At 48.9% G+C, this 13,901-nt stretch carries 5 protein-coding genes; 2 read left to right on the top strand and 3 right to left on the bottom strand.

Going from position 1 to position 13,901, the window contains the following annotated elements:
• Window positions 1-37: 37 nt before the first annotated feature.
• Together ACYVD4_RS26995 and ACYVD4_RS26990 are read right to left on the bottom strand one after the other, a co-directional pair.
• Window positions 38-1,513 (bottom strand): RagB/SusD family nutrient uptake outer membrane protein, encoded by a 1,476-nt coding sequence (locus ACYVD4_RS26995; RefSeq protein ID WP_460950983.1) that lies wholly within the window; start codon window positions 1,511-1,513, stop codon window positions 38-40.
• Between the two features lie 100 nt (window positions 1,514-1,613).
• On the bottom strand, window positions 1,614-4,655 hold the full coding sequence (locus ACYVD4_RS26990) for a SusC/RagA family TonB-linked outer membrane protein (RefSeq protein ID WP_460950982.1): 3,042 nt from the start codon (window positions 4,653-4,655) through the stop codon (window positions 1,614-1,616).
• Between the two features lie 275 nt (window positions 4,656-4,930).
• Between ACYVD4_RS26990 and ACYVD4_RS26985 the strand changes: the two genes are divergently transcribed.
• A complete protein-coding gene (locus ACYVD4_RS26985) occupies window positions 4,931-5,950 on the top strand; it encodes a LacI family DNA-binding transcriptional regulator (protein ID WP_460950981.1) in 1,020 nt (339 codons plus the stop codon).
• A gap of 62 nt (window positions 5,951-6,012) precedes the next feature.
• Window positions 6,013-6,741, top strand: coding sequence for a class I SAM-dependent methyltransferase (locus ACYVD4_RS26980; protein ID WP_460950979.1), 729 nt, complete (start codon window positions 6,013-6,015; stop codon window positions 6,739-6,741).
• An 80-nt stretch (window positions 6,742-6,821) separates the two neighbouring features.
• On the opposite strand, the gene ACYVD4_RS26975 is transcribed toward ACYVD4_RS26980, so the two are convergent.
• Window positions 6,822-13,775, bottom strand: a complete 6,954-nt coding sequence (locus tag ACYVD4_RS26975) for a hypothetical protein (protein WP_460950978.1) — start codon at window positions 13,773-13,775, stop codon at window positions 6,822-6,824.
• Between the last annotated feature and the right edge of the window lie 126 nt (window positions 13,776-13,901).

Genomic DNA, 13,901 nt, shown 5'->3' with positions numbered 1-13,901 from the left:
AATTCTGCGATTCGGCACTCTTTCGCTCATTCACTCTTTATTTCCAGTCTGGATTCTGCTCCAGTTTCAGGTTCGCGTTCAATTCATCCTGTGGAATCGGGAAATATTTGTTTTTCGCCGTAACCGGACGTGATGGGTATACACTATTCACAGCTTTCGGAATTACGGTTAGGTATTTGCCCGTACGGGTCAGATCATACCAACGATCACCTTCGGCAAAGAACTCCCACGCACGTTCCTGAATAACCGCATCAATGAACGCGTCTTTGCTCAAACCAGCCTGTAAATTTGGTAGGCCAGCCCGCGTCCGTACGGTGTTGATATAGCCATAAGCGGCTGCTGTTGCACCATTTAAACGAGCTTCGGCTTCAGCGGCAATCAGATACGTATCGGCTAGACGGAAAATTGGGATGTTCGAAATGTTACCCTGCGTTGAATTGGGGTCCTGATATTTCTTGATCAACACGCCATCGGCTGTAATCGGCGTAATGTTACGTTGAGCCACAACCTTATTGCTACGGTCAATGTAGGTTGTATCGAGCAACTGACGACGTTTGTCAGCAGGATTGAACGACCGATAAAACGACATATAAGCGAACATAGAACCAAAACTTGTACGGGCATATTCAAGACCCGCGCTACCGGCAGGCCCGCATAAGCCAACCAATTGGTGACCGCGACCCGGAGAAATTGGATCGGATTCATAAGCCCACATATTTTCGATCCGAGCCGCATCTTCCTGATCGAATTTATACACGTTACGTACATCGGGCATGAGCGAGTATTTACCCGACGTGATAACCGCCTGTGCTTTTTCCAGTGCCTTCGCCCAATCTTCGTTATACAAAGCCGCTTTCGCGTATAGTGCGTTTACTACTTCTTTCGAAGGACGACCTTTATCAACCGCCGGATATGAGGGCAAGCCAGCCGCAAATGCCTGATCTAAGTCGGCATAAATCTGCTTATACAAATCTGCTTTGGTGCTTTTACCGACAACGGCATCAGCCTCAGAATAACTCGGCGACGTTTTGATCGGCGCATCACCGAAGTTTTTGGCCAGTGCCCACTCATAGAATGCCCGTAAGAAATACGCTTCGCCAATGATTTGCTTTTTGCGCGTTTCGTCCATATTGGCCGCAGGAACTTTGGCAATAATCCAGTTCGCTTTTTCGATACCATCGTAGCTCGACTGCCAAATTTGCTGGGGCGATTCGTTAGTACGTGAATTACTTTTCTGAACCGTATAATTTACGTCGTACGAGAAGAGTGTCAGCGTGTTACGTCCAACCACGCCACGTGGATAGGTCTGATCGTCGCTGAAATCAGGAACCAACGTCATAGCCGGACCACTGTATAAATCAGCAACCGGATCATAAGCGGCAATCAGCCCTTTTTCAGCATCGGCCGCCGTTTTGTAAAACGCTTCGGTATAGATGGACGAGTAAATGGTTTCGTCCAGTTTGCAGCTTGCGAGACCAAGCGCTGCGAATATAGGAATGAGAATTTTTTTCATGTTGCTCAATGAGTGAAAGAGCGAAAGAGTGAATGAGCGATTTAGTGATTGGCGAGTTTTTCGCTTTTTCACTCTTTCACTCTTTCGCTCTTTCACCTTTTTAAAGAGTTATCTGCAAGCCGCCCAGGAACGACTTAGCTTGTGGGTAAACAAGGTTATCGATACCAATCTGCGTATTCGAACCAGCGTAGGTGTTCACTTCAGGATCGAAGCCGCTGTATTTCGTGATCGTAAACAGGTTGTTGGCGCTCACATACACCCGAATGTTCTGGATGCCTTTGATACGTGGCAATGTATAACCCAGCGTTACGTTCCGGCAACGCAGGTACGAACCGTCTTCCACTACGTAGTTGCTGATCGGCATACGACTACCCTGTGCCGGAGCTGGGTACTCATTGCTTGGATTAGTTGGTGTCCAACGATTGACAACACCTTGCAGCATGTTACGTTGTCCCAATGGCTGAGAAAACGAAAGTCGGCTGGCGTTGTAAATATCGTTCCCCTGCGAACCCGAAAGGAACGCGCTGAAATCGAATCCTTTGAACGACAGATTGGTTGAGAAACCGTAAATAAAATTCGGATTTGGATTGCCTGTAATAATCTGGTCAGCGGCCGTAATCGTACCATCGCCGTTCAGGTCTTTTACTTTCTGGCTACCCAGCGCACCACCATAGCCTGGCAAAACAGTTTCGCCCGTTTGGTTCACACCGTCGAACACGTAGGTTTTGAACAAACCAAGCGGACTGCCAACTTTCAGAACGGTATAGGTTGTTACGAAACGCTCCTGCGTGGTGCCACCATCCAGATCCAGTACTTTGTTGCGGTTGAACGTAGCGTTGGCCGATACGTTCCATTTCAGCGCACCGTCCAGAATCCGTGCATTAGCCGCCAATTCAAGCCCTTTGTTTTCGAGCGCAGCAAAGTTACCCGTGATGGTGCTGTAACCCGAGCTTAATGGCAGCGTTTTTACGTAGAGCAGGTCTCTGGTCGTTTTTTGATACGCATCCACAATGAAGCTGATGCGGTTGTTCAGGATGCCAAAATCTAAACCGATGTTGGTTTGTGCCGAACGTTCCCAGCGCAAATCCGGGTTGGCAATACCCGATGGGTTGATACCTGTTACGTAAGCGTGGTTAATGTTGTAATCGCTGCCCGAAGCCGAAACCGTTGCCAATGATTGATATGGATCAATACCGGCCGCATTACCCGTGATACCGTAGCTGGCGCGTAATTTCAGGTCAGAAACCCAGCTAACCGATTTCATAAACGGCTCTTCAATAATCCGCCATCCCGCCGATACAGCCGGGAATAGACCATATTTGTGGTTGGCCCCAAAACGGCTCGAACCATCGATACGTGCTGTCAGATCAAGGAAGTACCGATCTTTATAACCGTAGTTGATACGTCCCAGATAGGAGTCGAGCCGTTGGGTTGAGCGGAAGCTATTAACGGTTCTGTTGAGTGCCAGTTGCAAGGCTTCGTTCTGCGTAGCGTCGTTCGGGAAACCCGTCGCATTAATCTGATTCTGGTTGTAATTCTCTGACTGCGTAGCATACACACCCGTGAATTTCAACGTGTGATCTTTCGCGAACGAAGTGCTATAGGTCAGAATACTTTCGTGTAACAGCGAAATATTGCTGCTATTGAATTTTGACGCAGTGCCCGAATTGTCGTTCAAATCTGATCGGTTCACAATCGAGCGGGGCGAATACGTATCACGAAGCGTATTCTGCATATCGACGTTGAACGAAGCCCGGTACGTCAGCCCTTTCACAATGTTGAAATCGGCATAGAAGTTTGCCAGCGTCCGGCGAATGTTATTCTGATTCAGAATAGCGGTGTAGTTCAGCGGGTTTATTACCTCGCGATATTGTCCGTTGGCCTGCTCACCAAATGGAAAAATAGAGCCATCTGGACGATAAGGCTGCAAAGTAGGAGGTGCACCAACCGCAGCACCCAGTACAGTTTGGGTCACGACGCCAGCATCACCAATAGACTGGTTACCTGTTGTAACACCCGAGTTGATCGCATAACTGCCTAAAATACTGGTACCAACTTTTACGCGGTCGCTAATGCGGTGATCGATATTCAGGCGAAACGAATAGCGTTTGAAGTTCGAGTTGATAATAATCCCATCCTGATTGAAATAGTTGGCCGAAAGCGCCATCTGCGTTTTCTCAGAACCACCATTGATCGAAAGCTGATGGCTTTGAATAGCTGCCTGACGGAAAATAATATTCTGCCAGTCGGTGCCTTCGCCAAGCGACGATGGATTCGCGTAGTAATTATTTTTGAAGGTCTCGTTTTCTACCTGCGCAAATTCGGAGGCATTAAGCAGATCGAGTTTTTTATTAACGTTCTGAACACCGTAGTAGCTATCCAACGTAACACGTGTTGCGCCCGTTTTACCACGCTTGGTTGTAATCAGTACAACGCCATTAGCAGCACGAGAACCATAAATAGCTGAAGCCGAGGCATCTTTCAAGATTTCGACCGACTCAATATCGTTCGGGTTGATCGTCGACAGTGGGCTAACGTTGTTGATTTCACTGGCGTTGTTCGAACCGTTCGAGATCTGGATACCATCCACTACGTAGAGTGGTTCTGAATTACCATTAATCGAGTTTGTTCCGCGAATCCGAACACTGATATTGCCGCCAGGAGCACCTGTATTTTGGCTCACCTGTACACCCGACACACGCGCCTGTAAACCCTGCGCTACGTTGGCAACTGGCGTCTGTACCAATTCAGACGATTTAACCGAAGCGATTGCGCCTGTCGTTTCCACTTTCCGTTGTGTACCATAACCAACCACAACCACCTCGTTCAGCGAACGGTCGTCCGATTGCAGTGTTACGTCAAGTGTAGATCGATTACCAAGCGTTACGTCCTGCGATATGTAGCCAATATAAGAGAATGTCAACACCGCGTCAGCAGGCAGGTTAGGCAATGAATAACGACCATCGGCCGACGTAGTAGTACCGCGTTGCGTATTTTTCAGAATGACACTAACGCCCGGTAATTCGGCCCCATCGGGACCCGTTACGCGCCCACTCACTGTACGGTTCTGCGCCCATGCGCCCGATACCATCGTCAGGGTTGTTAGCAGTAGACAAACCAGGAAACGTATTCGTTTTTCCATGATAAGAGATTCTAGGAATAATTAAAATTTTCGATAGGTACGTGAATCACCTGAAAGAAGCAGTTAAATCATTCAAATCGATAAGAAAACCGTTTCAAATAGCTGTTTTTTCAGAATTACTTGAATTTGCCCAACAAACTGGCTTTTGTCAAGGAATAATTTGATTATTTTTTTGGGAATGTTCCCAATATTTTTTGGGAACATTCCCAAAAACGAAGTACTTGTTTAGCCTATTCGGTATACCTAATCGCAATAAATTAGAAAAATACAACAACGTGCAACGCCACCTGACCACAATCATTGATATTGCCCGTCAATTGGGTATCTCAAAATCGACGGTTTCCCGTGCTTTAACCGACCATCCGAACGTAAACGAAAAGACCCGTCAGCGGGTGTTGGAATTGGCCGAGCAACTAGATTACCAGCGCAACCAACTGGCCATTTCGCTACTAACCAACCGCACAAGTACCGTAGGAATTATGGTACCCGAATTCATCAGCTATTTTTTTCCTCGGGTAATAATTGGGGCGCAGGAAGAACTGGCGCGTTCGGGCTACAACGTAGTGATTTGTCACTCGAACGAATCCTATGAAACAGAAGTATCGAATGCTAAAGCTCTGTTAGCCAGCCGAGTGGATGGTCTAATTGTTTCGCACACAAAAGAAACGCGCAACTTCGATCATTTCCGGATTTTTCAACGGAAAGGCGTTCCAGTCGTATTCTTCAACCGTGCTTGCGAAGACATGGACGTATCGAAAGTGACGGTCGATGATTATAGTGGAGCGTTTCAGGCAGTTGAACACCTCATTCAGACTGGCCGCCGACGTATCGCCCATCTGGCAGGCCCCGATACGCTCACTAATAGCCGAAATCGACTCAACGGATATCGGGACGCGTTGCTCAAAAACGGCATTCCTATCGACTCAGAGCTTATTATTTCGTATGATCTGAATCTGGATAAGGCTAATATTTACGTCAATCACTTGCTGAATCTGGCTACTCCACCCGATGCGCTATTTACCATAAACGACCCAACGGCTTTAGAAGCATTGAGCGTTGCCAAACGCCGTGGCCTACGTGTACCGCAGGATCTGGCCGTTGTCGGTTTTAGTGATGACCCGATTTCAGCCTTGATCGAACCCGGTTTAACGACCATTTCGCAACCCGTCGATGAGCTGGGCAAAGAAGCCGCCCGACTGTTGATCAATCAGCTAATGGCCGAAGAAGAACGACCTCCTTCAGAAACCGTTATCCTCCCCACCCGCCTGATCGTTCGCGGCTCTACCGTAGCCTGAGTACGATTTTGTCATTTGCTACGTATAACGAAATAGATCATTCCGGCCAATCAGATACAATTATGCCAGAAGAATCATTGCCCCAAAGCAACAAAAACTCGCACAGTCAAAACGCCAACGCCAACTCTTTCAGCGAACCAGCCGCCGTGGCTAATTATGCCCAAAATCCGCCAAGAATCGTACCCGGTTTTGCTGATCTACAACGCATGACAATGCTTCTACTTGCTGAACAGGCTCCGGACAACGCCAAAATACTTGTTCTGGGAGCGGGGGGCGGACTAGAGCTAAAAGTTTTTGCCGAGGCAAATCCCGGCTGGCAATTTGATGGCGTTGATCCATCAGCGGAAATGCTGGAACTGGCCCGCACTACGTTGGGTCAGCTTATTGCTCAGGTACAACTACATCGCGGCTACATTGATACCGCCCCAGAAGGCCCTTTTGATGCCGCAAGCTGTCTGTTGACGTTTCACTTTCTTTCTCGTGAAGAACGCCAGCGTACTCTGTTTGAGGTTCATCGTCGGTTGAAACCGGGCGCGCCATTTGTTGTAGCTCACCTGAGCTTTCCCCAAAATGAACCCGAACGAACGCGCTGGCTCTCGCGCTACGCCAGTTTTGCTACGTCTAGCGGTATTGCTCCAGAAGCCGCCCAGAAGGCAAGTATGGCCATTGCTGAGCGACTACCGCTGCTGTCACCCGAAGAGGATAAAGCCATGTTGTATAATGCCGGTTTTTCGGATGTCAATCTATTTTACACAGGCTTTTGTTTTCGCGGTTGGGTCGCGTATCGGTAGTTAAAACAAATCACCCCAGCGAACTCCTGCAATCAGGAAAGCTGGGGTGATTGTTTGCATTGATCGATCTGGCCCTTTACTTATCTTCCGCCGATACGTGATGGCCGTTTCGTTTGTTTAACAACAAAAGGCACGCATCGATCCGTTGGACACGCACAAACGGTTGGATCGAGCACTATGGTTACGTCTTTAAAACAACCACTTGCGTTATAAACACGTACCGTATAGAATGTAGCAATTGTCGGATTTACCAGATTATCGACTACAACACCGCCAGTTGGAATAGCCTTAGCCGCTCCCGATAGTGGATTGGCTGAGTCGAACGTAGTACCCACGCTGTATTGATACGTATGCGCTGCGTCGAAATCAGAGAGCACAATTTTTCCGTTAGCCTGCGACGTATTGCCCAGACATGTAACAGGCACTGCCATCGCTTTGAAATACGGAACTGGCTCCTCTTCCAGAATAAATGGACAGCAACTGAAATCAGGGCAATTACCGGGCGCGCTATCCGTCAGTAAGCTGTACACACCGACCGCCGTTACCGACAACGTATTGGTTGTTTCGCCCGGAATTGGTGCTCCATCTTTTAACCATGTATATGTGCTACGTCCTGGAGCAACCGTCAGAATAAACCGGAATTGCTCACCAGCGCAAACCTTAATCGGCACAGACGTACAGGCAATGGCTGTTTCGCCGGGAATCGTCGCGGTGTTGTAAAGAATTCCCGAACTATCGGCAATCGCGCTAAACGTCATTGATAAACTCTGCCCCGGCGTCAGTGACGACACAAGCCAGGTACTGATTGGAACACCCGGACTGAACGTAGTAGAAGCTGGCACTGTGGCCGAGTTAGCCAGATATGTTAACCCGATTCCCGACGAGTCACGAACTACAACGTTTGTGGCGGGTGAAGTTCCCTCATTCGTCAGCACCAGCGTATAGGTAAGCGTATCGCCACGTTGTGCGCGCGACTTATTGACCTGCTTTTCCAGTTTAACCACCGGGCGGAAACAACCATCTGGGGCTACATACGTAGCAGTAGCTAATCCACAACTGCTGAGTGCTGCCGTTACCGTATGACTGCCGCCATTCGACGTTAAACCGGTTAAACTAAAGGCAACTGTGGTAGTACTGTTCGCAATCGTAATTACGGTGCTGGTTGCACCGTCCGAAATTGTTAACTGACCTGCCTGAGCGTTCGTAAGCGTAACCGTTCCATTTACAGAATATTGGTTCGTAGCCGTATTACACTGACCGGGCGTAATGGTTACACTGACAGGCGTGCTACGTACAATCTGAAGCGTATCGGCACAACTGGCATTTGTCGACAGAATAAACCGATACGTACCATCGGCGATCATACCCGTAATCTGTCCTTGTGGTGTGATGGTCGCACCCGACGGATTTCCAGCCTGTGTCGTCCATGTTTGTCCGCTTCCAGCCGCCACGACTGTAGCCGTTGTAGCTGGAGTACAAATACCTTGATCTGGTCCCGCAATGGGTTTCACACAACAACCAGACGGCTGCATAGTAACCAATCTTTCTGCGTAACAGGTTGGATCGGCCGGGTTAAATACCCGAATGGTGTACGTTTTCGGTAATACATTATCATCTAGGTTGGTAATAATCACCGCTGATGAGCCAGTCAATAAAGTCGGGCTGGCAGGAAATTTTGTACCTGTAGTGAAATCCGTCCCTTCAACGTACTGATACGTACTGCCCACTGAGTAGCCCGATAACGTTACGTATCCTTTTACCGACGTACCGGTTCCGTTGGTACTACAAACGGGTTGTGTTGGTGTAGCTACAAAATCAGAATAAGCGGTAAACGACAAACTAACAGGCTTCACTGTGGAGCAGAACGCATCAGCAGATGCCGACTTGATGTAATACGTTGTTGGCAACGAAACCGGATTGCTCACCGGAATCGTGGCAGCCGCATCGGCGTAATAACTAACGCTGGCTCCGGTATTGCCAAGAATTGCGTTGGCTAAATCGAACGTTGCCGAACCGTTGGCGTTCTGACAGGTTACATTGAGATCTTTAACCGTCAGCGTTGGGTTCGACGTAGTGGCCTGTATGGTTAGATCATCGCTGAACGTACAGCCCGACGAAGCATCGTAATACGTGAGTTTATAGACGGTATTCGATGTTGGGCAAACCGTAGGCTGAGCCGATGTTGGGTTCGAGATTTGTGCCTGTTTTACAGGATCATAGGGCAGCGTAGTCCAGGTATAGCTGAAACCGACCTGAGCCGAAGTACCAATCTGAACGCAGTTTCCTAAACAAACTGTCTTATCCTCACCGGCCAGCGCTGTGGCAGCCTTACCCACTTTCACCGTAACTGGTGCCCACGTATTACAGCCATTGTCATACGTTACGGATGCGGTGAACGAATACGTTCCAGCCGGAGCTGCCGATATATTGAACGTAGGCTGACTATCAGATGTAGAGCTTAGGAACGTAGTTGCGTTAGCAGGGCTGCCCGTCCAGACCACTGTACTGCCCGCAGGCGGAATAGTTAACGGCATTGCCAATGGTCGCTCATCGCCTTCACAGAAATTAAGCGTACCAGGCAAATGCGCTACGTAAGAAGCCGCTGGAACCGGAAAAACAAATGTTTTTACACAACCTGTTCCGTGCGTAGCCGTCAGCGTATACGTAGTTGGCAAGCTTGGGTAAACACTGATTGTTGATAGATTTCCAGCCGACGAAATGATGTCGGTAAATGGACTCCAGCTATAGCTCCAGCCACCATCGGGCGAGTTATTCACACCAATCAGCGTAGGACCATTACAAGGGGCAGGAATGGGCGTATTATCAAAATTGACGGTTGGTTCGGTTGCTAACTGAACCTCAACCGATGCCGTAGCAATACAGGCGCCCTGCCCGGCCGTTACGGAATAGGTTCCGGTTGCCGATACACTGATCTGTGCTGTCGTCTCGCCCGTCGACCATATATAATTCAGGTTTGGATCAGGAACGGGGCCAATAATCACCGAACCTCCTCCCCCGTTACATAACCGTCCGGGCGTAGCGATACGTAGCGATGGTGAGGTAAACGGCCTGAATATGACTGTATCGGCATAGGCGCAGTTGGCAGCCGTATTTCCATTAATGGCATTCCGAATAAACAGAATCGGCCCCGACGTACCAGCCGGAATTGTTACGTTGGTAATAGCACTGGTTGTTGATGAGAACACAACGCTCGACGTTGGTGATGACCAGCTATACGTATACCCCGATTTGGCGGCTGTTCCTACCGTAATAGTTGCTCCCGATGGCTCACAATAAGATCCATCTGGCCCCGCGTTGTTATCAACCTGCGTTACTTCAACATCAACCGTATCGCGTACGGAACAGCCCGTAGCCGCATCCATTACGTTCACAAACAGACTTTTGTTGGTAGTCAGAGCAACCGTTGTCGGATTTGCAATCGTCGAATCGTTCACCATTGTTCCGGGCGTCCACTGATATGTATACCCCGGAATAGGTGCCTGCTGAATCTGTACCGTACTTCCTTTACAGGCCGCCAGTGGCGATGCATACGATGCCACAGGAAGAGATGCCTGCGCGGGGAAGACTTTTACAAAAATTCGGCACGTATCAGGCACGCCGGGCATCGACAGTGACAGCGTATAGACTACGGCAACCAAGCCGCTCGGATTGGCAATCACTTTTGCCGGATGCGGCCCACCTGGTGTTAACGGCAAGCCCGTATTTGGGTCCGACAAACCCGTCACCGGCGACCAGGTATAGATTCCATTAGCCGCCGTAGTAATCGGTCCGATGGTTGTTGTAGCACCACCGCATTGCCCATCGGTACCTCCTTTCTGATCTAATCGGCAAAAATCACCACCGGGTCCACAGCCTACAGCATACCGAAGAATGGCAGTATCGGCTCGGGCACAGCTACCACTGGCCGCATTCTGACTAGTCCGAATGTAGAGAATGTCATAGAGTCCATCCGCCAGACCACCGTTCGGAATCGATGTGCCGGGCATCTGCATTATAACGTTCGACGACGTAGTACTATTCAGGTAGGTCAACGCCTGTTCGGGAGTTGGTACGCCCTGCGTAGCGGTTACGTTTGTAATCACAGCCCGCCAGCTATAGTTTATCCCAGGCTCAGGTGGCGTACCAAAACTGGTAGCAGATGGCGGCCCGACCTGCGGACAAAATACATACGGTTGAATGTGATTAAATGTATTGTTTGGCGTTTTAAAAACCGTTACCTGTTGGGTATTGCTCTGCACACAGCCCGATACGCCATTCGATGCCTGTATAGTAAATGTCAATACGTTTACCCCTTGCGGTGCATAGGTTGCCGTAAACAGGGGATGAATACTGGTCGGCTCGGCGATACCAATACCGGGTGCCCACCGATAATCGACGTTAGCCTGTGCCGATAAACCCTGACCCAATCGAATAGTATCGCCCTGGCAAACTGTCAGGCTGGGTAATGAAGGCAGTGGCGTAATGCTCTGGTTGGTTACAGTAACCGTATCGATTCGGCAACCGTTGAAATCCAGATAAAAATCCTGCGAAGCACCGGGAGCAGGGAGTATGGACAAGGTTGGATTGATTCCGCCTGGATTATCCAATCCCGTTGTTGGCGACCAGCTAAACGTATTGTTTGCCACGTTCGCATACGTAGGTGGAAGCGCCGGGGGGCCTAAATTAACCGTTGGTTTTCCACAGGTAAATACCGTTCGGGCGGGAAGTTTGATGGCGAAGAAAAGCGTTTTCAACGTATCATAACTCGCGCAGCCACGACTATCGGTAACCCGTAGCATGTAATTTCCCTCGGTAGTTATTGGCAGATTGATTGGTGTTGTCGACGTAGCAATCGATCCCGAAAGAACCGTTGTTCCCGCTACCAACGAGGTGAGCGCATAGGTATAACTCCCCTGATCGCCATCGGTACCGGGCAAAATCGGTACGCTCAATGGTAACGTAGCACCTTTGCAGAAGCCATAAGGCTGGCTGGATAAATTGGTCGAATGAGCACTATTAGCCGAAACCGTATACTCGATTGCATTACTATAATGGACTTCATCGCAACTGCTTCCGGGTATGCACGTAGCATCGAAAGCTACTTGCCGAACGCTACGCCGAAAGAAAACAGAGCCTGCCGCTAAAGAGGAAGGTGTGTAATCTTTGGCAGTTGCGCCCGAAATATCGGCCCATGGACCAGTAGCCGATGCGCTAATTTGCCATTGATAATGAACTGTATATGGAGCTGGATTCGCATCGGCAATGCCTTTGATGGCGGGCGTCCTGTAGGCGGGTGTTGAACCTGTAATCGGAAACAAACCTGCCCCCTGACAATAGGTTGTAATAGTAGCTGAGATTGTATTCGTATTCTCGACGTACTTTGGGAAGTTAAAGGCGGTTAGATAAACCGTAGAACCCGTTTGGTACGGATTGGCAACCAGATTATAGCCTGTCAGTGGCGTCGTACCGTCATTTGCCAGTCCAACTGGCGTAACCGGGTAAGGCCGTTGCGATCCTGCCGTTGCCAGAATAGTGGCCCGGCAACCTTGAAGTTCGAGATCATATGCACCAGTTGTGACTCCACTTTCGCCTGTGTTTAAATACGTAGCATACAACACTTTATCAAAATCGCAGTCGATAACCAGATAATACGTATTGTTAGTGCCAAAGGACGAGTGTAGTGCTCCCCGCGTTGGGCTAATTGCCCCGGATGCATTGGCCTTACCACTAATGTGAATCCGCCCTTGGTCGTCAATTTCCATATCAGAAGCATCCACGTTTCCGGGGCTAACCACTACACTTCGAATTACAGAGGTAAGTGTCGGGTTAAATTCCGTTAACGTTAACTGACCGTTGGTCGATGCTGGATAAGCTGACGAGCCAAGAAGTTGAAACTCTGCGGGTGTAGTCAGAACACCCATCACCACCACATTTCCATTTGGTCGTTTCCGAACTCCCTGTGGCCTTGTTCCAGATAAGGCCGTTGAGCGAAGTAGTTGACCGGATGAATTATATTGAGCGATATAACCAACCTGATTGATTAACGAAGGCGATGTATAAGCTGCTCCTGCTGTAAGTGGCAGAATATATCCGTTGCCATTCCGATACGTTACGTAGAAACTACCATCCTCATTCGACACTAAATCGGTTGGGTACTGCGCATCGACCGAAGCACTTGTTGAATAATAAGAAGCGTAACGTAGCGTACCATCCTGATTGAAAATAGCCATGTAAGGATCGTCGTTACCACCTTTAGGGCTAGCCTGATAAGCATTGGGTGTAGTTGGCAATGAACCCGACCATGTTCTGTTCTGAAGCATCAGAATCATGGCTCCGTCGGGCGCTATTACCAGGTTTTGAAAATAAGGCGTTTGGTTCCAGAAACGTGAACGTTCATTGGCTGAACCTCTGACTGAACCCAGATACGTACCGTAATTGATGGTTTTTCCATCGGCCGATAATTTCATCAGCACCGCTACGTTGCCATCAGATGGACTCGTCTGAAAACCGGATGGTGTAATTAATGCCGAAGCAGGCCCTCCTCCATTGGCTGAGCCGAGTAAAACCAGCTCCCCGTTTGGCGCAATGTCAAAATCGAGTGGAGAGAAGCTACTATTATCTCCGTTGAAAATACGGACCCACAGCAGCTTATTTCCATCTGGCGAATACTTCGAGAGAATGGTATTGTAGCCATCGCCCGGTCCTGACAGTGGCGGACCAAACTCTTTTATATCGCCAGTAGAATAACCAGAGCTATTGTTCTGCCCTTCTGTTAGAACATAAATTGAGCCATCTGACCCTATTTTATGTACAACACCCTGCCCGGCATACTTATTCGGCGCCGACGTACTCCACTGAAGCGATTGAGCATGACTAAGAGCACTATAAAGAAAAAACAAGCTGATCAACCCTTTATGGGCAACCCAGCGAACCAGTTGCGTAAATCTAATTTGGGTATAGTTTGACGATAGACTTCGGGCGCGGGAAAAAGATTGCTCCCTTCGACAGAAGTCTGACGAAGTAAATGTGGACATAAGGCAGATTTATTAGGGAATACACTTATGAAGCACAATAGGCATAGCCTATGTAGCCGCTCATGCGGGTTACAAAGCCTATGCCAAGTCAACTTGTACCTGACGAATGTTAGTACATTATGTATA

It is taken from the genome of Spirosoma daeguense, assembly GCF_054776875.1.
Note: the sequence above shows the minus strand (reverse complement) of the source record. Positions and strands in the feature narration are given on the sequence as shown.